Source organism: Pseudomonas sp. CFBP 13719 (genome assembly GCF_014842095.1).
Lineage (GTDB): Bacteria > Pseudomonadota > Gammaproteobacteria > Pseudomonadales > Pseudomonadaceae > Aquipseudomonas.
Genome location: NZ_JACYVB010000009.1, coordinates 109,924 through 134,014, shown reverse-complemented (window position 1 = coordinate 134,014; position 24,091 = coordinate 109,924). Strand labels below are relative to the sequence as shown.

Here is a 24,091-nt window from a genome sequence, read left to right as displayed (position 1 = left end):
GGTCGGTGAACGAGCAGATGTTCAAGCTGGCCTTCTTCGTTCCCGACAGCCATGTCGAAGTCGTCAAGAGCGCTGTATTCGCCGCTGGCGGCGGTCGCATCGGCGCCTATGACAACTGCGCGTGGCAGGTGCTGGGGCACGGTCAGTTTCGACCCCGAGATGGCAGCCAGCCATTTCTGGGTCGAACCGATACCGTGGAGAAGGTCGAAGAGTGGAAGGTCGAACTGGTCGTAGCCGATTCACTCATTGAACCGGTGGTCCAGGCGCTGCGCCTGGCCCATCCGTATGAAACCCCTGCCTTCGAAGTGTGGCGACTGCACGATCTGTGAGTCGCCACGTTCCCCTCAGCGAATGCGTGCCTGCTCATACAGCCGCTTGACCGCATCCAGGCCTGCGTTGCTGGTGGTGATCGTGTGGCTGGTCTGCAGATCATGCGCGCCTGCCGCCGTAGCATGAGTCGTGCCTCGTGCAACTTTCAGGCTCACGGGTTCGTTACTGAAAACCCCGGACTGTTCGTTCACCCCGGTTTTGTCGGTGCGGGTGAACTCGAAAGTGGCCTGCTCGACTTCGCCTTTGCCAGCGTTGGGCTGCAGTGCCAGCGCTTCCTTGACAGGCGAATTCCATTTGCCGCCCAGCGCTGCCACTTCATTGAGCATTTTGCCTGGAGCTGTGCCTTCGGCCAGCGCGACGCGCCCTTCGACCCCGAGCATTTGCGTGCTGTCGGCGCGATGAGTGACCGCCAGCTTGCCCTTGATGTTGCCGCTCAGCTTGTCGGCCTGCAGGCGTGCGCCGTCCAGACGTGCGTCCATCTGGCTATCGAGCCTGAGGGTCGCTGCACGCAGTCGCGCACCGTGATGTGTCTGCTGCTGCTCGTTGCGATAGCTCAGGCCAAGGGCCGGCTTGAGCGGATCACTCGCATCGGCGCTCAGCTGCTTGCGGTCCAGTTGCCGCTGATCACTGGCGCTCTCCAGATACACACCACCTGCGGTGGCTGCCAGCTTCATGCTCTGTGCCTCGGCCTGGACACCCTGCAGGTGCAGGGCGCGGGCCTTGCGAGCGCCGGCCTGCAGCGCCATGTCACCCTTTACCTGCCACTGGTTGCCGTGCTGATGCTGGGTGCTTTCGTCTCGTTGACCGAAGGTATGCAGACCTTCGGCACTCTTCGATTCACCGCCGCCCTTGAGGGTTGTCTTGTCCACGGCCGCCAGACTGGTAAGGGTGCCTCCCGCCGTCACTTTCAAACTGCCTGCCGGCTTGTCCAGTGTGCCTATGTCGGTACCGTTGAGCTGCACATCGCCGCCGGCGTGCAGGATCACGTCGCCGGGCGCATCGATCCGTGCCTTGCTCGCCGTCCGCTGCTGGTAAGCGCCGTCCTTGCCCAGGCGGTCGAGGATGGCGTGGGCTGGGTTGAACGCCAGGTTGGCACCGGCCTCGATCTGCACCGAGCCGTTGGAGGTGCCGATGCGGGAGCCCTCGTAGCGGCCACTGCCGGTCAAACGGATATCTATCCCTTCGGCCGCGCTCAGGCTACCGACTGTGGGCGTGCTGGTGGTCGCCGCACCCGCCTGTACCTTGTGCATGGCCGCCTTCATGTCGTGGCTGTCGGCATGGATAGCGATCTTGCCCAGGGTGCTGGTGTAATCGGTACCGGTGTCAGCCAGCTTGCCACTGACATCCAGTGATACCGTGCCGCCCTGCAGGCGACTTGACCCGGTATTGACCATGGACGTTGCGTCGACTTTCAACAAGCCGCCACTGTCGATATCAGCGCCCTGGCTGCGGACACTGTCGGCGATCAGATGCACATCGGCGTCGCTGGCCAGGCGTGCCGCGCCCAGGTTGAGCTGGCGGCCGGCAGCCAGGTGGATATCGCCCGCTCCACCGTTCAGCTCGGCGGGGGGCTGTGGCTTGCCGGCACGCGCGGGTGCGTGCAGATTGAGGTCGCCGGCCGATTCGATACGGATGCCTTGACCTGCCGTGAGTCGAGCACCTGGCATCCTGATACCCGCGCCTTCTTCACTGCTGACGATGCGGATGCGCTTGTCCGTGGTCATGGCGCCAAGCAGATTGGCGTCGATGAGCTTGGCGGTACGCGTGCTGCCGATCACGCCATTGTTGGCGTAGTCGACGACATTGCTGCCCAGCACCAGGTCGATATCGGCGCCTGCGGCAATTGGCCCGCTGCTGACGATACTGGGTGCTATCAGCGCCAGACTGCCCGCCCGGTTGCTGGCACCGCCGCTGTCGACACGCAGCAACTCGTCGGCGGCCTGTGTATCGAACTGGGTCAGCCGACCGTCCTGGACAGTGGCCGAACCCACCACGAAGGTGGCCCGGGGCGCGTTGACCAGGCTGGCGCCGTTGAGGGTGATGCCGTTCGGGTTGGCCAGCACATAGTCGGCCGCTGCGCCGAAAACCACTTGCGGGCCGTTGATGTTGGAACGGTTGTGGCCGACCACCTCGTTGAGGATGGTGCTGGCGGCCGTACCGCCCAATTGTTGATTGGCCTGCAACTCGCCGGCCATTTCACTCTTTCCGTCCACCAGGCTGTTGTTGAGCACGAGGCCCTGGGTGCCGACGTTGTATTCGCTGTAGACGTTGTGCGAAAGGCCATTGGCATTGGGCGCAACGATGTCGATGACCGGTACTTTGTACTGGCCGTTGATGATTGGCACCGCGTCGCCGCCGGCAAACGCGGTCAGGCCATCGGCCCAGGCGGCAGAGCAGGGCGCCAGCAGCGCGCTGGCGATGGCCAGTGGCAGCGAGCGCAGGGTCAGGTGGCGCAATTGTTCCATGGTATGAAGCATCGAGGTCTTTCCTTAGGTCCAGGATTGGTTATGCATCGACCTGAGGCCGATGCACGAGAACTACCTTAGGAAGGACGGGTCGGACGCGATAGCAGCAGTGCGCGCGGCCCATCGTAGGATGCGGCCCAAACGAATGTCGGGCCGGCGAAGCGTTGTGCTCAGAGCGCGATTTTTTCCGCGCCTCCGGTCAGATACTGGGTGCGGTTGTGCCCGCCTGCGCGGAACAGTCCGGTGTCGATCATCACCTCTTCGGGTTTGTCCTTCTGCAGATGACTGTACAGAACCTTGATCGCGCCGAGCGAAGGCGTCAGCGCCAGCAGCGATACAGTCACCAGCCGGTCTCGGGAGGACAGGTCGCTGGTCTGCAAGAGAGCAGGCGCTTGCAGCTCGCCGCCGCTCTGCAGTTGTGCGCCGACCAGTCGGGTCGTCCCGAGGACATCAAGAGCCATGGCGTCACTGCCTCTGAGTACGGTGCTGTGCGCGACGGTGTCGCGCACTTCGCGACGCAGGTCGAAGTCGAACTTGGCCGAGACAGGGGTTGAATAGGCAGCGTTCAACTGCTCCAGACGCTGCTTGCTTTTGGCGCCCCATTCACCTGCCAGGTTCGCCAGGCTGCCGATCGCGCCCCATGGATCCCCACCCTTGCCCACCTGGGCTTCGACGTTGACCTTGGTCGCATCCACATCGTCCTTCAGGCTGACTGCCTGCAGGCTGCCGACAGTGCCGCTCACCCGGTCGGCATGCACCTGAGCGCCGGCCAGTTGGAGTTTGCCGGGACTGTTGAATTCAACCGTGCCAGCAGTAAGCCTGGCATTGGCGTAAGTGCTGCTCTCGAGCTTGTCGTAGGCAAGCTTGAACATCGCGTTGAAATCGGCCACCGAGTAGGATTGTTTGGCCCCGCCCGCCTGGCCACCCAGACCGAAGGAAGCGGAAATCAGCTTGTTGTCCCGCTCGCGGGTCGATTGGGCGGCGAGCACGTGGATACCCCCGTTGCTGGTTTCCAGGCGGATCCGCTCGGCCTCGGCGTGCAGCCCCTCCAGCAGTATCGCCGCGGCATGGTCGCTGCCGGCCGTGATCGCCATGTCGCCCAACGTATGCCACTGTGCGCCGCGGCGCAGCGTTGCGTCTTCCTGGGTCTGGCCGAATTCGAAACCTGCGCTGCCCGCCAAAGGTCGACCGCCGGCCGCTGCCTGGGCACTGACCTTGAGCGAGCCGCTGCCTCCGTAGACATGACCGCTGGCTGTGGCGGTGTCGAACGCAGCCAGCGCTACGACGCCCTGGCCGGCGCTGATCGAAAGGCTGCCCACAGGCGTCTCACGCGAGCCGATATCGGTGCCCTGCATGATGATATTGCCTTGGGCTTGTAGCATTACTGCGCCGGGGGTATCGAGCTTGCCGCCCACCGCGAAGGTCTCGGTGCTGTCGAGTACGGTGTATTGCCCGCTGCCACTGATGGCTCCCCCCTGAACCACAGGGGCGGGAGCGACGACTCCGCTGATCTGCGCCGCGCCGCGTCCACGCGTGCCATCGTCATGCTTGACGATACTGTTGCCGGCTTGCAGGAACTGCAGGTTACCGCCGCTTTGAATATGGAGTGGCCCCTCGGCGCTGCGCATGAGGGTGCCTTCGTAAAGGCCATCGGTGCCCAACTGGATACTGATGCCCGTCTTGCCCAGCAGACTGCCGACGACTGCCGTGTCCACCGTCTTGTGTTGGGCGCTGCTGTGACCGCGGGCTGCCGCGCCCATCGCCCAGTCGGCGCCGGTCGAGGTTTCCAGCCTGGCAATGGCGTCTACCCCCAGCGCGTCGATCGCTGTACGCACGCTGTTTTTGGCGGCGTCCATGACATGCCGGTCCGCGCTCAGCGCGATGGCGCCGAGTGTGCTTTCGTACTGGGTACCGATGTCGTGCAGCTTGCCGGTCACGGCGATATCGATCTGGCCGGCGGTGAACTGCGATACCCGAGCGATGCGCGTCAGGGACTGGGCATTGCGATCCAGATAATCGCCCTCGAGATTGATACCTACGCTCCACGGCAGCAGGCCATCTTCCAGGCCAGTGGCATACAGACTGGTCTGGTCGACCCCGCTCCATAGCTTCTGTACCTGACGGGTAATGGCACCGTAGTCCAGCGAGCTGCCTGCGCTGAGTTTGATCTTGTTGTAGTCCAGGGCGGTCTTGATGCTGTCGGTAACGGCCTGATTGTGGACACGGTCGGCGCGCACCTTCAGCAACTGGCCTGCTTCCATCAGCGCTGCCTGGGTAGTGAGTCCTTTCGTAGTCAGGCGTACGTCGTTGCCGGCCCCGATCGAGCTGCGCGTGTGCACGTTTTCGCTGCGTCCGTCGGTGTCGGTTTGCAAGGCGAAAGCTGCGCCGGTACCGACACGGTCGACCCCCGCGGTGATCTCGTAACCCACCGTTCTACCGGTTTCCTGGTTGCGGAAACTGCGTTGCGCCTCGGTGGCCAGAATGCGCGTGTCGTCGGCATCGAGCAGGACGTTCTGCTCGGCCTGCACCGATGAACCGACGATGGCCAGGGCCTGCCCGGCCTCGAGTGCGACGTTGCCACCCTTGAGCTGACTGGCTTGATGCGTGTCCAGCCGGGCGGTGTCCAGCGTCCACTGTTTACGCACCCCTGCACCGGCGTTCCACTGCCCGGAAGATCCTTGCGCGTCGCCTGGCTGTCCCGAGCCTGGCCTGGCTTGTTCGCCGAAAACGGTCAGCTTCCAGTCCTTGCCTTTGAGGGTGGATTCGCTGCTCTGCTGACCGGCCGCGACCATCAGATTACGCCCGGCCTTGACCGTCAGATCGCCTGCGGTGGCAACGCTCGAACCCATGATCCGGGTGTCGCGTTTGCCGTCCAGAAGCAGCGCGCCACTGGCCGTGAGGGAACTGCCTTGATAGGTGCTTTGCCTGCGGTCGTAGCGGCGGTCGGACGAGCTGAACAGGGCCGTGTCCTGGCGCGCATTGTCGATACGCTGGTGGGTCTGAGTACCTTGTACCGTGAGGTCTTGCGACAGGCTTTGCAACACAATGTCCCTGGCCTCCAGCTGCGCGGCGACCAGGTCCACGTGGTCGGCCTTGGCTGCCAGCGTGCCGTTGCTTGCGGTCAGCCGACTGCCGCGATGAGCCAAAGTCTGCTCGCGGTCGTGCAGTTCGGTCGCTGAACGCCGGACGATCACATGGCCTTCGCGGCTGTCCTGGGCAACCGAGCCGTGCAGAACGACGGTGTCTATTTCCACCGCGTCGGTGGCTGAAAGATCCAGATCGCCACGGCTGTTGACGTCGCTGCCCATGACCTTTATGGCCCGTCCCGTCAGGCTGATCGTCTGGCCGTCGATCAGCGTCGACGCTGCGCTCTGGGTTGTCTGGGTAGCCGTGCTGTCCTGGCGTTGAGCGCCTTGGCGGCGGTTGCTGACGGTGACACGGTCGAGCTTGCGGTCGACATTGGCCGTCAGTTCCAGGGTGTTGCCCGCGCCGATGGTCACGTCGCCGACGCTGTTGACGTGGGTGGCAGCGAGCCTGGCATCGTGACCTGCGGTCAGGGTCACGGACTGCGCGGCGTTCAGCGTGTTCGTCAGATGCTCGGTATGGGTCATGTCGACGGTCGTGGTGGTCGCGCCTGCCGGCAGCAGGTACCAGCCGTTATCCACACCGCTTCTGCGGCTGGAGTTGACGGTGCGTGTCAAGGTATCCAGGTTCAGGTTGGCACCGGCGTCGGCGCTGATCGATGCGCCACTGATAGTCAGCGATTTGATGTTGAGGTCCGCTGCCGAGCTCAGCCGCACGTCGCCAGTGCCGGCGTCGAGTACACCCTGGGTGGCCAAGCCATCGCGCTTGGCGGTGCCGATCATGTTCAGGGCGCCCTGCGAAGCGATCTCGATGCCTTCACGAGCCGCCGTCCGATTGATGCCCATGTTGATGCCGGCGCCTTCGCGAGTGCTCAGGATATTGATGCGCTTGGCGTGCATCGCACCCATCAGGCGCGCATCGGTTTTAAACGCTTTCTGCTGGACGTTTCTCACTGCCAAGGTATCGGCATCGACCTGGTGTGTGCCCAACAGAATATCGAGCTTCTGCGCGACATGGATCCAACCCCGCTGGTCGATCTGGGGTGCAATCAGGGCTAACGAACCGCCATTTACCATCACACCGCCGCCACTTATTTCCAGGGCGGTACGTGGATTTATATCACCGTCGGTATTGAGCCCGGTTATCCTGCCGTTCTCGATTTGCGGTCGACCGACCAAGAAGATAGCCTTCTTGTCCAGGCCCAGATTGATCCGGGCACCATCAAGCCAGATCCCGTTGGGATTGCTCAGTACGTAGTCGGCCCTCTGGCCGAAGATCACCTGTTCGCCGTTGATGTCGGAGCGACGGCGACCGATCACTTCGTTGAGAATGGTGCTCGCCGCCTGGCCCTTGAACTGGCCGTTGGCCTGAACGTTCTGAAACTCGCCGGCGACGTGCGCACGGCCGGCCTGCAGGCTGTTGTTCAGCACCACGCCCGGCACTCCGACGTTGTATTGCTCGTAGCGGTTGTGCGAAAGGCCGGCGGCATTGGGCGCCACAATGTCGACGATCGGGGCGGCACCGCCATTGGTGATGACGATCGGGTTGGCACCCGGCTCGAAGGCCGGCTGGATGGCGTCGGCGCTGGCCATGTAAGGCGCCAATACGACACCGGCGATTGCCAGGCGCAAGGCGTCGCGCTGAACACAACGTGATGGTTTGGTCATGGGGATATCTACCTGTTTTTCAGAAGACTTGCGAAAGTCCGAAGGTCCAGAAACCTGGCTCCGGTGAAGCGCTGGCACGCCGTTGCAGGCCGCGCTGATAATCCAGAGTGAGCTGTCCGTCCGCCCAGCTCAGGGTGGCCCCGGCGCTCAAGCCGATGGCGTGCTGGGTCTGGACCTGGTTGTATGTGTGCCGACCCCAGCCCGAGTCCAGCCCGGCGTGGGGGGTCAGGTACAGGCCCTGGGCGAGTACCTGCAAGGTGCTCAGGGTGTTGCGCAACGTGGCGCCCTTGGACACCGGCTGACTGTCCAGGCGATAGCCGCGCACGCTGGCGTTGCCGGCCAGGCGCAGCTGCTCCAGGCTCGGCAGCGGATCTGGGCTGTACTGCACGTCCAGTTCGGTGCTCCATGCCCAGCGTCGCTCGAGCAGATCGAACAATGAGCGGCGGGTGACCGTGCCCCGATATTTCTCGAAGTGTGGTTGCGGCGCGTCATGCCGCAGGGGCGTGCGGTCACTCCCCAGCCAGCCTTGCCCGCGCGAATAGCCCACGGCGCCACTCCACACCGAATCCCCCAGGTGGGTAAGGTTGAGCCCGACGCTGGCGACGCTCAGCGTGGTGCGACCATTGCGTACGGTGGTGCTGTCGAACAGTAGATCGGTGCGCGTCTGGTCCAGGCGCAGGTGCGCATTGAGCAGGGTCGTCTGGTTGCGCCAAAGGCCGCGATCCAGCTTCAGCCCGTAGCTGTCCAGGCTCTGCGCCACATCGTGACCATTGGCCAGCGGCGCCCGAGACTCGAAACGACTCGCCGAAGCGTTCAGGGTCCAGCGCCCGTAGGGTATTTCGTAGAACATTCCGCCCTGGCGACTGTGGCCCGATCCACCGTCCAGGCTGTGGGCATAACTGGCAGCCAGTGAGTCATTGAGACGAAACGGGTTGTCCAGGCTCAGGCTCAACTGCGCCTGATGGCGCCCGGACGCATCGCTGCCTCGGTTGTTCACGCCGGTGCCCAAGGTCCAGGATTTGCCTGTGCTCTGCGGGCGCAGAATGATCCGCGTACCACCCACCTGGGCGCCCGGCGCGATGTCCAGGATCAGGTCGACGGAACGCAACCGGTTGAGCTGGTCCAGGCCACTTTCCACATCGGTGAGCTTGAGCGGGCGACCGATCATTCCGGGAAATGCGCTGCCGAGCGACAGGTCGTCACTGCCGTCGGCGATTTCGATGGATTCGATGAAGCCTTCGAGCATGGCGATGACCAGCTCGCCATCGGCTTCGGGCATTCGAAGGATATAGGGCCTGGCGGCGATATAGCCGGCCTGCACGTAGGCACTGGTCAAGGCCAGCAGCATCTGGTTGATGTCATCGACGCCGATGCACGGCGCCACCCATGGCTGCAGAGCATCTTGCAGCGCAGCGGTGTCCAGCAGTTGATTGTCCTGCACGCGCACGGCGGAAACCACCCAGCACTCGCCATCACCCTGCTCGATCCGCTGTGGTGCCGGGCTGGCTTGCACCGTTGGGTCTTCACGCAGGGTTTCCAGCCGTTGCGCCTGTTCGGCAGCCGCCCGATCGTGGCGCTGGGTATCGAACTGACGCAGGATCTGGTCGTTCAGCGGTTGGCCGCCGGTTTCGGCCAGCGCCATGGCCGGCCCGAAAAGCAGTGCGGATAACACGCGGTCCTTGCGGAAAATCGTCATTGCAGCCCAGCCCCAGTCGTCGACCAATCAATAGGCGGCCACTTTAAGAGGGAGGACTTCCCAGGGAACGGGCAGGGGAGAGGGGCTGTTGGTAGGAAGAATCTGACAGACAGTAGGAAAGAGAGGATTAGAAAAAGGAGCCGGTTGTAGGATGGTTCCTATGGTGGCTGAAGGAAGGTCATGGCGGAGTCGGTGAAAAGGACGCTGCGCTCAAGGCCGGATCTCGATCATCGTGCCGTCCTTGACCAGGCTCCACACCTCCCGCATGTCGTCGTTCTTCATGGCGATACAGCCATCGGTCCAGTCCAGGGTGGCGAAGTACCATTCCGGGTAGTCCTCGTCGATCGGCGTGCCGTGGATCATGATCATGCTGCCCGGTGGAACACCTTCGCGGCGGGCGCGGGCCGAGTCGCTGATGTTGGGATAGGACACGTGCATGGCCAAGTTGAAGCGATCGCTCACCTTGCGCCAGTCGAGCCAGTAGAAACCCTCCGGCGTGCGCTTGTCGCCTTCGCGCACCTTGGCGCCCTGGGGTTGCTTGCCCAGCGAGATGCGGTAACTCTTGAGCGGCTGGCCACCGCTGATCAACTGCAACTGGCGGCTGGTCTTGAGCACCAGCACCTTGTCGATCGGGTCCACCCCCAGGCGTTTGCTCGATTGCAGCGCAGGGACAATCTGGTCGACCGGCTTGCGTTCAACGGTAACGGTGAAGGCGGCCTGGGCGCTCACGGCGAAGCACAGGCAGAACAGAGCGGTCAGGCAGCGCATCTATGGAATATTCCTGCAATGGAAACGCGCCGTTTGGGCCGGTGCGATGGGTCAGGTCTGTGGCCAGCGCGCGAGCAGCGGCCCCAGGCATTCGTTGCGAACCGGATAGCTGTGCTCCAGCCGGTCGGCGAAAAAGTATTCTAAGGTACGCCCGACGGTGGGGAAAGCCAGCTCTGCCCAAGGGATCTGATTTTGCGCGAACAAGCCCACTTCCAGGCTTTCCTCGCCCACGGCAAACGAAGGCGTGGACATTTCGGCGCGGTAGAACACCTGCACCTGGCTGATGTGCGGCAGGTCGAACACGGTGTACAGCGCAAGGTTGGTGACCTGCGCACAGGCTTCTTCGACGGTTTCGCGGCTGGCCGCCTGTTGTAGCGTTTCGCCGTTTTCCATGAAGCCTGCGGGCAGGGTCCAGAAACCACGGCGCGGCTCGATGGCCCGGCGGCACAGCAAGACCTGCTCCTGCCACACGGCAATGCAGCCCGCGACCACTTTGGGGTTCTGGTAATGGACGAGGTGGCAATGCCCGCAGACGAATCGGGGGCGAGTATCGCCGGTAGGGATGCGCAGGGTTACCGGGTTGCCGCAATGGCTGCAGAAATTCATGCTCAGATCCTTGATGGCTGCCGCTATCTTGGCCGTAGTGCAGAGGCGCCGCAAGCCTGTGGCAAGGCAAATCGAGCTTGGGCTGCCAGCGCCTTTTGGTGCATCATGCCAGCAGGCCACGGATCGAGAAACGCCATGCTGGACGAGCTACTGCGCCGGGTGAGCAACCATACGCCACGCACGCTGGAAACAGACAGCCGCTTTCCCGAAGCGGCCGTGTTGCTGCCCATCACCCGCAGCGACGAGCCCGAGCTGGTGCTCACATTGCGTGCCTCGGGGCTCTCGACCCATGGCGGCGAGGTGGCGTTCCCCGGCGGACGGCGTGACCCGCAAGACCCTGACCTGATATTCACCGCCCTGCGCGAAGCCGAAGAGGAAATCGGTCTGCCGCCCGGGCTGGTGGAAATCGTCGGTCCGCTCAGCCCGCTGGTGTCCAAGCACGGGCTCAAGGTCACCCCATTCGTGGGCATCATTCCCGACTATGTGGAATATCGGCCCAACGATGCCGAAATCGCCGCAGTGTTTTCCGTTCCTTTGGAGTTCTTCCGGCAGGACCCGCGCGAGCATACCCACCGCATCGATTACCAGGGCCGCAGCTGGTACGTACCCAGCTATCGCTTCGGCGAATACAAGATATGGGGGTTGTCGGCGATCATGATCGTCGAGCTCGTCAACCTGATGTATGACGCCCGGATCAGCCTGCATCGGCCTCCCGAGCATTACACCGCCATCTGATTGTCGTGCGGCCGGGTGCCGTGCCGACCACTGCCGCGTCGAGGAAATCACATGAAATACCGTCTGGGCGACTCTCGCGTCGAAACCCATCCCGACAGCTGGGTCGCACCCAATGCCACCCTGATCGGCAAGGTACGCCTGCAGGCTGGCGCCAGTGTCTGGTTCGGCGCCGTGCTGCGTGGCGACAACGAGCTGATCGACATCGGCGAGCACAGCAACGTGCAGGACGGCACCGTGATGCATACCGATGCCGGTGTGCCGTTGACCATCGGTCGCGGCGTGACCATTGGCCACAATGCCATGCTGCATGGCTGTACCGTCGACGACTTCAGCCTGATCGGCATCAACGCCGTCATTCTCAACGGCGCCAGGATCGGCAAGTATTGCATCATCGGCGCCAACTCACTGATTGCCGAGGGCAAGGAGATTCCCGATGGATCGCTGGTCATGGGCTCGCCGGGCAAGGTCGTGCGCGAGCTGAGCGAAGCGCAGAAGCGCATGCTCGAAGCCAGCGCCGCGCACTATGTAGACAATGCCCAGCGCTATGCCCGCGAACTGATCGAGCAGGACTCGTGAACCCTCTGCCCAAGCCGGTCAAGTCGCCCTGCATCAGTGTCTGTGCACTGGACGAGCAGGACGTGTGCACGGGCTGCCAGCGCACCGCGGTGGAAATCACCCAATGGGGGCGGATGAGTGACGACCAGCGCCGCGACGTGCTGCGTCTCACCCATCAGCGGGCCCTGGCCCAGGGCCTGGTATTTCCGGGCGGCTAGTCTCGCTCTGGCGTGTGGGCGGCGAGATTGGCGCACGCGATGCCATGTTGAGTTAAAATGCCCGCCCCCTGTCGGGTTGGCCTGCGTGCTGCCCCTCGATCCAGACGATTCCCTGAGGACCTGAAATGACCCGTATCGGAACCCCCCTGTCGCCGACTGCGACCCGCGTATTGCTGTGCGGCTGCGGCGAGCTGGGCAAGGAAGTGGTGATCGAGCTGCAACGCCTGGGCGTCGAAGTCATCGCCGTCGACCGTTACGCCGATGCGCCGGCCATGCAAGTGGCGCATCGCAGCCATGTCATCAACATGCTCGACGGCGCTGCCTTGCGTTCGGTCATCGAAGCAGAGAAACCGCACTACATCGTGCCCGAGATCGAGGCTATCGCCACCGCCACGCTGGTGGAGCTGGAGTCCGAGGGTTTCACCGTGGTGCCAACCGCGCGTGCGGCCCAACTGACCATGAACCGCGAGGGCATCCGTCGCCTGGCCGCCGAAGAGCTGGACCTGCCGACCTCGCCGTACCATTTTGCCGACACCTTCGAAGACTACGCGCGGGCCGTTCAGGACCTGGGTTTCCCCTGCGTGGTCAAGCCGGTCATGAGCTCTTCGGGCAAGGGCCAGAGCCTGCTGCGCTCGGCGGCCGATGTGCAGCAGGCGTGGGACTATGCCCAGGAAGGCGGACGCGCCGGCAAGGGTCGAGTGATCATCGAAGGCTTCATCGACTTCGACTACGAGATCACCTTGCTGACCGTCCGCCACGTTGGCGGGACGACGTTCTGCGCACCGGTTGGCCACCGTCAGGAGAAGGGCGACTACCAAGAGTCCTGGCAGCCCCAGGCGATGAGCCCGGTGGCCCTGGCCGAGTCGGAGCGCGTGGCGCGTGCGGTGACCGAAGCCCTGGGTGGGCGCGGCCTGTTCGGCGTAGAACTGTTCATCAAGGGTGATCAGGTCTGGTTCAGCGAGGTGTCGCCGCGTCCGCACGATACCGGTCTGGTCACCCTGATTTCCCAGGATCTGTCCCAGTTCGCGTTGCACGCACGCGCCATTCTCGGGCTGCCGATCCCGTTGGTCCGGCAGTTCGGGCCATCGGCCTCGGCGGTAATCCTGGTCGAAGGCAATTCTCGCCAGACTGCGTTCGACAACCTCGGCGCGGCCCTGGCCGAGCCGGACACGGCGCTGCGTCTGTTCGGCAAGCCTGAGGTCAATGGGCAGCGGCGCATGGGCGTGGCCCTGGCCCGCGACGAATCGATCGAGGCAGCCCGGGCCAAGGCCACGCGCGCCTCGCAGGCGGTCAAGGTCGAACTGTAAGGTCTGAGTCGACCGGTGCCTGCCCAGCGGCTGCGCCGGTTTTGCGAAGGCGTGACACCGCCGTCACGCCGCTGGCAGGCTGCTCGCGTGCCAGATCAGCACCCGCGACGCGCGGTTTTCCTCGGTCTCGAGAATTTCCATGCGATAGCGTCCGATCTTCAGGCACACCGCGCTGGCCGGTATGCTTTCCAGTGCCTCGGTCACCAGGCCGTTCAAGGTTTTGGGGCCATCGCTGGGCAGGTGCCAGCCCAGGCTCTTGTTGATGTCGCGAATGGAGGCCTGGCCTTCGACCACGAAGCGGCCATCGAGCTGCGGATGGATATGCGGATTGGCCAGCGCATCTTCATCTTCGAACTCGCCGACGATCTCTTCCAGGATGTCTTCCAGGGTCACGATGCCCTGCACCTCGCCATATTCGTCGACGACGATGCCCAATCGGCGCTGCTGCTTGTGGAAGTTCAGCAGCTGCATCTGCAGGGGCGTGCTTTCCGGTACGAAGTAGGCTTCATAGCAAGCGGCCAACAGGGCTTCGACGGTGAGTTCGCGCTGCGGCAGCAGGTGGCTGATCTGGCGGGTATTGAGTACCCGTTCGACATGATTGATGTCGTTGTGGAAGACCGGCAAGCGGGTATGGCGGCTGATCATCAGTTGATCGATGATCTCGTCCAGTGAATCTTCCAGATTGATCCCGTCGATCTCGTTGCGCGGCACCAGGATGTCGTTGACGGTGATCTTGTCCAGCGCATGAATGCTGTTGGCCAGGTGCGGTTTGTTGCTCCGAGCTTCGGCGGCCAGTTCCAGCACACTGCGCGGTATGGCGGGCTCCTGCTGGGCGCCCGTGTCGGCGTGCTTGCGGGTGAAGGGTACGACCAGCAGCCGTGCCGCGCCGTCCAGCAGCCACGCCAGCGGCCAGATCAGCTTCAGTGGCGGCGCCAGGAGGGCATTGGCCATGCCGATGAACGGCCGCGGATAGCGCTGCGCAAGGCGACGTGGCAGGTAGTCGGCCAGCACCAGCAGGGCGAGCGCGCTGCCCAGGCCACCGAGCCAGGCGCCATGGGCGCCGCGCAGATAGATGCCCAGCGTCACCCCCAGGGTGACTGCCATGGCACGGGCCAGGGTATTGAGCAACACCAGGCTGGGCAGCGGCGCCTGTAGCGCCGGTCGATCGCCATTGCGTCCGGTGGGGCGCTGTGCGGCCAGCGTGTGCAGCGCGGCTTCCACTGCGCAAAGCAGCGCGGCGAGAAGAATGGCCAGCGCCAGCGCGCCGAGCATCGGCCCTAGGGGCAGAGTGTCCATGGGTGACCTGTCAGATGTGCAGAATGTATTCGCGAACCAGCTTGCTGCCGAAGTAGGCCAGCATCAACAGGCAGAAGCCTGCCAGCGTCCAGCGAATGGCCTTGTGCCCGCGCCAGCCCAGGCGATTGCGTCCCCACAGCAGCACGCTGAAAACGATCCAGGCGAGGCAGGCGAGCAGGGTCTTGTGCACCAGGTGTTGCGCGAACAGGTTCTCGACGAACACCCAGCCTGAAATCAGTGACAGCGACAGCAGTGCCCAGCCGGCCCAGATGAAACCGAACAACAGGCTTTCCATGGTCTGCAGCGGCGGGAAATTCTTGATCAGCCCAGCCGGATGCTTGTGCTTGAGCTGGTGGTCCTGCAGCAACAGCAGCAACGACTGGAACACGGCGATGGTGAACATGCCATAGGCCAGGATGGACAGCAGGATGTGCGTGAGAATGCCGGGCTCTTCGTGGATCAGCGGTGCAGTCCCGCCGGGCGCGAACTGGGCGATCAGGATGGTCGCCAGGCCCAGGGGAAACAGCAGCACCAGCAGGTTTTCCACGGGTATCTGGCTGGTGGCCAGCAGGGTCAGGGCAATCACCGCCACGGCGATCAGGCTGGCAGCGCTGAAGAAGTCCAGGCTCAGCCCCAGGGGGGTGAGCAACTGCGAGAACAGCGCGCAGCCGTGGGCGATCACGGCCAGGAAGCCGAACAGGTAGAGCACGCGCTTGTCAGCCTTGCCGCCTTGGCCGATACGGGTTGCCTGATAGGCAGTCGCAGCGGCGTACAGGCAGGCGGCGGCGAGGGTGGGGATTAGACTGGGTGACAAGGGGAGCATAGGTCCTGTGGAGCACAAGCCGGAAAGTGCCTGAGTTTGGCATCAAATGCCCGCCGACGAAAGACTGCATACCGCGCAGTGTCCGTGGCACCCACTCTTGGTTATAATCGCCGGCCTGCTCTTGCCGCCACAACCTCGGCTCAACCAGAGCCAGAAAGGATCGCGACATGTTTGAAAACCTTACAGACCGCCTCTCGCAGACGCTGCGCCACGTTACCGGCAAAGCCAAGCTGACCGAGGACAACATCAAAGACACCCTGCGCGAAGTGCGCATGGCGCTGCTCGAAGCCGACGTCGCCTTGCCGGTGGTGAAGGACTTCGTCAACAAGGTCAAGGAGCGTGCGGTCGGCACCGAGGTTTCGCGCAGCCTGACCCCCGGCCAGGCGTTCGTGAAGATCGTCCAGGCCGAGCTCGTCGAGATGATGGGCGCCGCCAACGAGGAACTGAGCCTGGCGGTGACCCCGCCGGCGGTCATCCTCATGGCCGGTCTGCAGGGTGCGGGCAAGACCACTACCGCCGGCAAGCTGGCGCGCTACCTCAAGGAACGCAAGAAGAAGACCGTGATGGTGGTGTCGGCAGACGTCTACCGTCCGGCAGCCATCAAGCAGCTGGAAACCCTGGCCAGCGATATCGGCGTGACCTTCTTCCCGTCCGACATCAGCCAGAAGCCCGTGGACATCGCCAACGCCGCGATCCGTGAGGCCAAGCTCAAGTTCATCGACGTGGTCATCCTCGACACCGCCGGGCGCCTGCACATCGACGCCGAGATGATGGGCGAGATCCAGCAGTTGCACGCGGCGGTCAAGCCGGCCGAAACCCTGTTCGTGGTCGATGCCATGACCGGCCAGGACGCGGCCAACACGGCCAAGGCCTTCGGTGATGCGCTGCCTCTCACCGGCGTTATCCTGACCAAGGTCGACGGCGACGCCCGCGGCGGTGCCGCACTGTCTGTGCGTGCCATCACCGGCAAGCCGATCAAGTTCATCGGCATGGGTGAGAAGAGCGAAGCGCTCGAGCCGTTCCATCCCGACCGAATCGCGTCGCGCATCCTGGGCATGGGTGACGTGCTCAGCCTGATCGAGCAGGCCGAGCAGTCGCTGGACAAGGACAAGGCCGACAAACTGGCCAAGAAGCTGAAGAAGGGCAAGGGCTTCGACCTCGAAGACTTCCGCGACCAGCTCGTACAGATGAAGACCATGGGCGGCCTCGGCGGCCTGATGGACAAGCTGCCGAGCATCGGCGGTGTGAACCTCTCGCAGATGGGCAACGCCCAGAATGTCGCCGAGAAGCAGTTCAAGCAGATGGAAGCCATCATCAACTCCATGACCCCGGCCGAGCGCCGCGACCCCGACGTGATCAGCGGTTCGCGCAAGCGTCGCATCGCCATGGGCTCGGGTACCCAGGTGCAGGACATCGGTCGCTTGATCAAGCAGCACAAGCAGATGCAGAAGATGATGAAGAAGTTCTCGACCAAGGGCGGCATGGCCAAGATGATGCGCGGTATGGGCGGCATGCTGCCCGGCGGCGGTGGCGGCATGCCCAAGATGTAAAGCATTCCGTCGGTACGCGAACCTGTGGGAGCCTGCTCCCACAGGCACATCCCTGTACCGATGAATACCCTGGCCATGTGGCCAAACCCCGTTGCTCGCAACGGCTCATAGGCAAATCCTCGCTGCAAGCCTCGACCTATCGGAAAAAGGCATTTGCAAATGTCCGTGTATTCCCTGAGAATATGCGGCCTTTCGGGCACCCGTGTGCCCGCTGTGCATTATGATTTGCAGCACCGACTACAGGAACGATGTTCAATGCTAACCATCCGTCTTGCCCGTGGCGGCTCCAAAAAGCGCCCGTTTTACCAACTGACCGTAACCGATTCGCGCAACCCGCGTGACGGTTCCCACAAAGAGCACGTGGGTTTCTTCAACCCTGTTGCCCGTGGTCAGGAAATCCGTCTGTCCGTGAACCAAGAGCGCGTCAACCACTGGTTGAGCGTCGGTGCACAGCCTTCTGAGCGTGTTGCTCAGTTGCTGAAGGAAAATGCCAAGGCCGCGGCCTGAGCAATATGAACGCGACGCCAGATTCCGCTGATGACTTGATCGTCGTCGGCAAGATTTTCTCGGTACACGGCGTTCGCGGCGAGGTGAAGGTCTTTTCCTTTACCGATCCGATAGAAAACCTGCTCGATTACAAGGCCTGGACGCTCAAGCGCGAAGGGGTTGTCGTTAAACAGGTAGAGCTGGTCAGCGGCCGATCCACACATAAGGATCTGGTTGCCAAGTTGAAAGGCCTGGACGATCGCGACGAAGCCCGTCTTCTGTCCGGTTGCGAGATTTGCATCTCGCGCAGCTTTTTGCCCGACCTGGCCGAAGATGATTACTACTGGTATCAGCTTCAGGGCCTGAAGGTCATCGACCTGCAAGAGCAACTGCTCGGCACCGTCGATCACCTGTTGGAGACCGGCGCCAACGATGTAATGGTGGTGAAGCCCTGCGCGGGCAGCCTGGATGATCGCGAACGCCTGTTGCCCTATACGGCGCAATGCGTGTTGAAGGTCGACCTGGCCGCTGGCGAGATGAGGGTGGATTGGGACGCGGACTTCTAGGCGATGGCAATCCTTCGCGTGGAAGTGATCACCCTGTTCCCCGAGATGTTCTCGGCCATCAGCGAGTACGGCATTACCAGCCGCGCGGTGAAACAGGGGTTGTTGCAACTGACCTGCTGGAATCCGCGGGACTACACCACGGACCGTCACCACACAGTGGATGACCGGCCCTTCGGCGGTGGTCCGGGAATGGTTATGAAGATCAAGCCCCTGGAAGACGCTCTGGTTCAGGCCAAGGCTGCGGCAGGGGAAGCGGCGAAGGTGATCTACCTGTCGCCCCAGGGCCGGCCGCTGGTACAGGGTGCGGTGAAACAACTGGCGATGTCCGAATCATTGATTCTGATCGCCGGGCGATACGAAGGCATCGACGAGCGTTTCATTGAGGCTCATGTCGATGAAGAGTGGTCTGTTGGCGACTATGTGCTGTCGGGCGGTGAATTGCCTGCCATGGTCCTGATCGATGCGGTTACACGACTGCTGCCCGGAGCTTTGGGGCATGCGGACTCCGCGGAGGAAGATTCCTTCACCGACGGTCTGCTCGATTGCCCGCACTACACCCGACCGGAGGTGTATGCGGATCAGCGTGTTCCCGACATATTGCTTAGCGGCAATCATGCACACATCCGGCGCTGGCGTTTGCAGCAGTCCCTTGGGCGGACCTACGAACGACGTGCCGATCTTCTGGAAAGACGCTCGCTTTCTGGAGAAGAGAACAAGCTGCTGGCGGAGTATCTCCGCGAGCGGGACGATAGTTAACGTATCGATGGTAAGTCAGACGATTTACCTTAGGAGCACAGCATGACCAACAAAATCATCCTTGCACTCGAAGCAGAGCAGATGACCAAAGAAATCCCTCCCTTTGCCCCGGGCGACACCATTGTCGTTCAGGTGAAAGTGAAGGAAGGCGATCGTTCGCGTCTGCAGGCGTTCGAAGGCGTTGTTATCGCCAAGCGCAACCGCGGCGTGAACAGTGCTTTCACCGTTCGTAAAATCTCCAACGGTGTAGGCGTAGAACGTACTTTCCAGACCTACAGCCCGCAGATCGACAGCATGGCCGTGAAACGTCGTGGTGACGTGCGCAAAGCCAAGCTGTACTACCTGCGCGACCTGTCTGGTAAAGCAGCACGTATCAAGGAAAAACTGTCCTGAGTACAGTTTGTTTCTGATGCAGGAAAAGGCAGCCTTCGGGCTGCCTTTTTTGTGGGCGAGGGTTTGTGGGCGAGTCCTCTGCCCGCGAAGGCGTCGCCTCGGGCCTGCGCCCTGTTATCATCCCCGCACCCCCACTGTCCTGCGATTCCGATGCCTGCCCTCGACCACCCCCTGATCGACCAATTCCTCGACGCCCTCTGGCTGGAAAAAGGCCTATCGGAAAACAGTCGCAACAGCTACCGCAGTGATCTGGCGCTGTTCAACGGTTGGTTGCATGAGCGTGGCATCGCGCTGGACGCGGCGGGTCGCGATGTGCTGCTCGATCACCTGGCCTGGCGGGTCGAGCAGGGTTACAAGGCCCGCTCCACGGCGCGGCTGCTGTCCGGCGCACGCGGCTTATACCGCTACCTGCTGCGCGAAAAGCTGATCGGTGCCGACCCCACCCTGCAGATCGACATGCCGCAACTGGGCAAACCGTTGCCCAAGTCGTTGTCCGAGGCCGACGTAGAGGCGCTGTTGCAGGCGCCCGATCTGAGCGAGCCAATCGGCCAGCGGGACCGAGCCATGCTGGAGGTGCTGTACGCCTGCGGTCTGCGCGTGACCGAGTTGATCAGCCTGACCCTGGATCAGGTCAATCTGCGCCAGGGTGTATTGCGCGTGGTGGGCAAGGGCAACAAGGAGCGCCTGGTGCCGATGGGCGAGGAAGCCGTGGTCTGGGTCGAGCGATACCTGCGCGACGGACGCCACGAATTGCTCGGCGGCAGGCCCAGCGACGTGGTCTTTCCCAGCCAGCGTGGCGAGCAGATGACGCGACAGACCTTCTGGCATCGCATCAAACATCAGGCCCAGGTCGCCGGCATCGCCAAGTCGCTGTCGCCGCACACGCTGCGCCACGCCTTCGCGACGCATCTGCTCAATCACGGTGCGGATCTGCGCGTGGTGCAGATGCTGCTCGGCCACAGCGACCTGTCGACCACGCAGATCTACACTCACGTGGCACGCGCGCGTCTGCAGGAACTTCACGCCAGGCATCATCCGCGCGGATGAAAGAGGATGTTCCAGAGCTGTGTCGAGGGTTGTCCAGAGTCGGTCTTGGCCAATGAATGTGGTAGGCTTGCCCGGTTTAAGCAGCGGGCTGTGACGAGCTGATCGTCCACCGCCCCTCAAGTCCGTCGCTTCAGGAGTTCCCATGCGCGTGACCCGCCTTTTCGCCGCCGCAGCCCTTGCGTTGGCCAGCACCTTTGCCGTTGCCGACCCGGCTGCGGAACAAGCGATTCGCAAGACCCTGCAGACCCTGCAGCTGGAAGTCCCGATCGAAAGCGTCGCCGCCAGCCCGCTCAACGGTCTGTACGAGGTCAAGCTCAAGGGCGGTCGCGTGCTGTACGCCAGCGCCGACGGTCAGTTCGTCATGCAGGGCTACCTGTTCCAGATCCAGGACGGCAAGCCGGTCAATCTCACTGAAAAAACCGAGCGGCTGGCCATCGCCAAGACCGTCAACGCAATCCCGGTAGCCGATACCGTTGTGTATCCCGCAGTGGGCGAAACCAAGTCGCATATCACGGTGTTCACCGACACCACCTGTCCGTACTGCCACAAGCTGCACGCCGAAGTCCCCGAGCTGAACCGCATGGGTGTCGAGGTCCGCTACGTGGCGTTCCCGCGCCAGGGCCTGAAATCGGCCGGTGACGAACAGCTGCAGGCCGTCTGGTGCTCCAAGGACCGCAAGGCAGCCATGGACAAGATGGTATCGGGCGATACCATCAAGGCGCCTTCGTGCGCCAACCCGGTTGCCAGGCAGTTCGAGCTGGGCCAGTCGATCGGTGTCACCGGCACGCCAGCCATCGTGCTGGAGAACGGCCAGGTCATTCCGGGTTACCAGCCGGCTGCCAACGTCGCCAAGCTGGCCCTCGACGCGAAAGGCTGAGTGGCACTCGCACGTCATCAATAGCCGAAGGCTCAAGGCCTGCGGCCAGTATCACGACCGTCATCGAGGCGGTCGTTTCATGGGGAGTTCAGAGTGAAACCGGTCAAAGTAGGCATCTGTGGGTTAGGTACCGTCGGTGGCGGCACCTTCAACGTACTTCAGCGCAACGCCGAGGAGATTGCCCGCCGTGCCGGGCGCGGTATTGAAGTGGCGCAGATCGCGATGCGCTCGCAGAACCCCAATTGCCAGATTGCCGGTACCCCCATTACCAACGATGTCTTCGCCGTGGCCTGCAACCCGGATATCGATGTCGTCATCGAGCTGATCGGTGGCTACGGCATCGCGCGCGAACTGGTACTCAAGGCCATCGAGAACGGCAAGCATGTAGTCACCGCCAACAAGGCGCTGATTGCAGTGCACGGCAACGAGATCTTCGCCAAGGCACGCGAGAAGGGCGTGATCGTTGCGTTCGAAGCCGCAGTGGCGGGTGGCATCCCGGTGATCAAGGCCATTCGCGAAGGCCTTTCGGCCAACCGAATCAACTGGGTGGCGGGCATCATCAACGGTACTGGCAACTTCATCCTGACTGAAATGCGCGAGAAGGGCCGTACCTTCGAGGACGTCCTGGCCGAAGCGCAGGCCCTGGGCTATGCCGAGGCCGACCCTACCTTCGACGTGGAAGGTATCGATGCGGCGCACAAATTGACCATCCTGGCGTCCATCGCCTTCGGCATTCCGCTGCAGTTCGACAAAGCCTACACCGAAGGCATCACCCGCCTGACCACCGCCGATGTCAACTACGCCGAAGCCCTGGGCTACCGCATCAAGCATCTGGGCGTGGCGCGCAGCACCGAGCGCGGTATCGAGCTGCGGGTACACCCGACGCTGATCCCGGCCGACCGTCTGATCGCCAACGTCAATGGCGTGATGAACGCAGTGATGGTCAACGGCGACGCGGCCGGTTCAACCCTGTTCTACGGCGCCGGTGCGGGCATGGAGCCGACTGCCTCGAGCGTGGTCGCCGACCTGGTCGACGTGGTCCGCGCCATGACCTCGGACCCGGAGAATCGCGTGCCGCACCTGGCCTTCCAGCCGGATTCGCTTTCCGCTCACCCGATCCTGCCCATCGAAGCCTGTGAAAGCGCCTACTACCTGCGCATTCAGGCCAAGGATCATCCGGGCGTGCTGGCGCAGGTGGCGAGCATCCTCTCCGAGCGTGGCATCAACATCGAGTCGATCATGCAGAAAGAGGTCGAGGAACACGACGGCCTGGTGCCGATGATCCTGCTGACCCACCGCGTCGTCGAACAGCACATCAATGATGCCATCAAGGCGCTGGAAGCCTTGCAGGGCGTGGTCGGCCCGGTTGTGCGCATCCGTGTCGAGCACTTGAACTAAGCGGCAGCTGCCAGAGGAATTCGCAATGCGTTATATCAGTACTCGCGGTCAGGCCCCGGCACTGAACTTCGAAGAGGTTCTGCTCGCCGGTCTGGCCAGTGACGGTGGCCTCTATGTGCCGGAAAACCTGCCGCGCTTCACCCAGGAAGAGATCGCCTCGTGGGCGGGCCTGCCTTATCACGAGCTGGCATTCCGGGTCATGCGTCCGTTCGTCACCGGCAGCATTCCGGATGCCGACTTCAAGAAGATTCTCGAAGAGACCTATGCGGTATTTGCCCATGCTTCCGTGGCACCGTTGCGCCAACTGGGCGGTAACGAGTGGGTAATGGAGCTTTTCCACGGGCCAACGCTGGCGTTCAAGGACTTCGCCCTGCAGCTGCTGGGTCGCTTGCTTGACTACGTACTGGCCAAACGTGGCCAGCGCGTGGTGATCGTCGGCGCCACCAGTGGCGATACCGGTTCGGCTGCGATCGAAGGCTGCAAGCACTGCGAGAACGTCGACATTTTCATCCTGCATCCGCACGAGCGTGTCTCGGCGGTGCAGCGTCGGCAGATGACCACGATCGCTGGCGACAACGTGCACAACATCGCCATCGAAGGCAATTTCGATGACTGCCAGGAAATGGTCAAGAACAGCTTCGCTGACCAGAGCTTCCTCAAGGGCACGCCGTTGGTGGCAGTGAATTCGATCAACTGGGCGCGAATCATGGCCCAGATCGTCTACTACTTCCACGCGGCGCTGCAGCTGGGCGGCCCGGCACGTTCGGTGGCGTTTTCGGTGCCCACCGGCAACTTCGGCGACATCTTCGCCGGCTACCTGGCGCGCAACATGGGCCTGCCGATCAACCAGCTGGTGGTGGCCACCAACCGCAACGACATCCTGCACCGCTTCATGAGCGGCAACCGGTACGTCAAGCAGACCCTGCACGCGACATTGTCGCCGTCGATGGACATCATGGTGTCGTCGAACTTCGAACGCCTGCTGTTCGACTTGCACGGTCGCAACGGCGCGGCCATTGCAGGCCTGATGGACAACTTCCGCCAGGGCGGCGGTTTCAGCGTCGATGAGGAGCGCTGGACCGAGGCGCGCAAGCTGTTCGACTCGCTGGCGGTCAGCGACGAGCAGACCTGCGAGACCATCGCCCAGGTGTTCGCCGAATGCGGCGAGGTTCTCGATCCGCACACGGCCATTGGCGTACGCGCGGCGCGCGAATGCCGTCGCAGCCTCGACACGCCCATGGTGGTGCTGGGAACGGCGCACCCGGTCAAGTTCCCCGAAGCCGTGCAGAAGGCCGGCGTAGGCAAGGCCCTTGAGTTGCCGCCGCACCTGGTCGATCTGTTCGAGCGCGAAGAGAAATGCACGGTGTTGCCCAACGACCTCTCGGCCGTACAAGCCTTCGTCAGCCAACATGGCAATCGCGGCAAGCCGCTCTGATGGCATGCAGCCTCGCGTCTGACGCGATCTGAA

21 protein-coding genes are annotated in these 24,091 nt (G+C 62.9%); 14 read left to right on the top strand and 7 right to left on the bottom strand.

Going from position 1 to position 24,091, the window contains the following annotated elements; all coding sequences use genetic code 11:
* The first annotated feature begins 17 nt into the window (after positions 1-17).
* On the top strand, positions 18-329 hold the full coding sequence (locus tag IFT57_RS23110) for a Nif3-like dinuclear metal center hexameric protein (protein ID WP_192048427.1): 312 nt from the start codon (positions 18-20) through the stop codon (positions 327-329).
* Positions 330-344: 15 nt separating this feature from the next.
* Here the strand turns inward: IFT57_RS23110 and IFT57_RS23105 are convergent, their stop codons facing one another.
* The 5 genes from IFT57_RS23105 to IFT57_RS23085 form a co-directional block, all read right to left on the bottom strand.
* Entirely contained in the window at positions 345-2,807 is a 2,463-nt protein-coding gene (locus IFT57_RS23105) for a two-partner secretion domain-containing protein (RefSeq protein ID WP_192152789.1), read from the bottom strand.
* A gap of 158 nt (positions 2,808-2,965) precedes the next feature.
* Entirely contained in the window at positions 2,966-7,546 is a 4,581-nt protein-coding gene (locus tag IFT57_RS23100; protein WP_192152788.1) for a hemagglutinin repeat-containing protein, read from the bottom strand.
* Positions 7,547-7,565: 19 nt separating this feature from the next.
* Positions 7,566-9,242 carry a ShlB/FhaC/HecB family hemolysin secretion/activation protein gene (locus tag IFT57_RS23095; RefSeq protein ID WP_192152787.1) on the bottom strand — a complete coding sequence of 559 codons (1,677 nt, stop codon included), beginning with the start codon at positions 9,240-9,242 and terminating at the stop codon, positions 7,566-7,568.
* A 210-nt stretch (positions 9,243-9,452) separates the two neighbouring features.
* A complete protein-coding gene (locus IFT57_RS23090) occupies positions 9,453-10,010 on the bottom strand; it encodes a L,D-transpeptidase family protein (protein ID WP_192048419.1) in 558 nt (185 codons plus the stop codon).
* A gap of 51 nt (positions 10,011-10,061) precedes the next feature.
* Positions 10,062-10,616: an NUDIX hydrolase gene (locus tag IFT57_RS23085; protein WP_122714350.1), complete on the bottom strand. Its 555-nt coding sequence runs from the start codon at positions 10,614-10,616 to the stop codon at positions 10,062-10,064.
* Positions 10,617-10,751: 135 nt separating this feature from the next.
* Here IFT57_RS23085 and IFT57_RS23080 point away from each other — a divergent pair, with 135 nt between their 5' ends.
* The 4 genes from IFT57_RS23080 (at position 10,752) to purT (ending at position 13,431) form a co-directional block, all read left to right on the top strand.
* Positions 10,752-11,351, top strand: a complete 600-nt coding sequence (locus tag IFT57_RS23080; RefSeq protein WP_122714349.1) for a CoA pyrophosphatase — start codon at positions 10,752-10,754, stop codon at positions 11,349-11,351.
* 51 nt (positions 11,352-11,402) lie between these two features.
* Entirely contained in the window at positions 11,403-11,927 is a 525-nt protein-coding gene (locus IFT57_RS23075; protein ID WP_192152786.1) for a gamma carbonic anhydrase family protein, read from the top strand.
* Positions 11,924-12,124, top strand: coding sequence for a DUF1289 domain-containing protein (locus IFT57_RS23070; RefSeq protein ID WP_192048417.1), 201 nt, complete (start codon positions 11,924-11,926; stop codon positions 12,122-12,124). Before IFT57_RS23075 ends, IFT57_RS23070 begins: the two co-directional genes overlap by 4 nt.
* Before the next feature lie 125 nt (positions 12,125-12,249).
* Positions 12,250-13,431 (top strand): formate-dependent phosphoribosylglycinamide formyltransferase, encoded by a 1,182-nt coding sequence (purT, locus tag IFT57_RS23065; protein WP_122714346.1) that lies wholly within the window; start codon positions 12,250-12,252, stop codon positions 13,429-13,431.
* Positions 13,432-13,494: 63 nt separating this feature from the next.
* On the opposite strand, the gene IFT57_RS23060 is transcribed toward purT, so the two are convergent.
* A complete protein-coding gene (locus IFT57_RS23060) occupies positions 13,495-14,727 on the bottom strand; it encodes a transporter associated domain-containing protein (RefSeq protein WP_192152785.1) in 1,233 nt (410 codons plus the stop codon).
* Between the two features lie 10 nt (positions 14,728-14,737).
* The gene (locus IFT57_RS23055; RefSeq protein ID WP_122475097.1) at positions 14,738-15,550 is read right to left on the bottom strand and encodes a cytochrome C assembly family protein; all 813 of its coding nucleotides are present in this window, start codon (positions 15,548-15,550) and stop codon (positions 14,738-14,740) included.
* Positions 15,551-15,717: 167 nt separating this feature from the next.
* On the opposite strand from IFT57_RS23055, the gene ffh reads away from it, so the two are divergent.
* The 9 genes from ffh (at position 15,718) to thrC (ending at position 24,058) form a co-directional block, all read left to right on the top strand.
* The gene (gene ffh / locus IFT57_RS23050) at positions 15,718-17,100 is read left to right on the top strand and encodes a signal recognition particle protein (protein ID WP_122714344.1); all 1,383 of its coding nucleotides are present in this window, start codon (positions 15,718-15,720) and stop codon (positions 17,098-17,100) included.
* Between the two features lie 255 nt (positions 17,101-17,355).
* On the top strand, positions 17,356-17,607 hold the full coding sequence (rpsP, locus tag IFT57_RS23045; protein WP_043193034.1) for a 30S ribosomal protein S16: 252 nt from the start codon (positions 17,356-17,358) through the stop codon (positions 17,605-17,607).
* A gap of 5 nt (positions 17,608-17,612) precedes the next feature.
* Entirely contained in the window at positions 17,613-18,152 is a 540-nt protein-coding gene (gene rimM / locus IFT57_RS23040) for a ribosome maturation factor RimM (protein WP_122795271.1), read from the top strand.
* Positions 18,153-18,155: 3 nt separating this feature from the next.
* Positions 18,156-18,908 (top strand): tRNA (guanosine(37)-N1)-methyltransferase TrmD, encoded by a 753-nt coding sequence (trmD, locus tag IFT57_RS23035; RefSeq protein ID WP_192152784.1) that lies wholly within the window; start codon positions 18,156-18,158, stop codon positions 18,906-18,908.
* A 42-nt stretch (positions 18,909-18,950) separates the two neighbouring features.
* Complete coding sequence (rplS, locus tag IFT57_RS23030; protein WP_043193039.1) at positions 18,951-19,301, top strand: 50S ribosomal protein L19; 351 nt, start codon at positions 18,951-18,953, stop codon at positions 19,299-19,301.
* A gap of 150 nt (positions 19,302-19,451) precedes the next feature.
* Positions 19,452-20,348: a site-specific tyrosine recombinase XerD gene (gene xerD, locus IFT57_RS23025; RefSeq protein ID WP_122714341.1), complete on the top strand. Its 897-nt coding sequence runs from the start codon at positions 19,452-19,454 to the stop codon at positions 20,346-20,348.
* Positions 20,349-20,490: 142 nt separating this feature from the next.
* Positions 20,491-21,225, top strand: a complete 735-nt coding sequence (locus IFT57_RS23020) for a DsbC family protein (RefSeq protein WP_122475087.1) — start codon at positions 20,491-20,493, stop codon at positions 21,223-21,225.
* Positions 21,226-21,318: 93 nt separating this feature from the next.
* Positions 21,319-22,623 carry a homoserine dehydrogenase gene (locus IFT57_RS23015; RefSeq protein WP_122475085.1) on the top strand — a complete coding sequence of 435 codons (1,305 nt, stop codon included), beginning with the start codon at positions 21,319-21,321 and terminating at the stop codon, positions 22,621-22,623.
* Between the two features lie 25 nt (positions 22,624-22,648).
* Positions 22,649-24,058 (top strand): threonine synthase, encoded by a 1,410-nt coding sequence (gene thrC, locus IFT57_RS23010; protein ID WP_192152783.1) that lies wholly within the window; start codon positions 22,649-22,651, stop codon positions 24,056-24,058.
* Positions 24,059-24,091 lie beyond the last annotated feature (33 nt).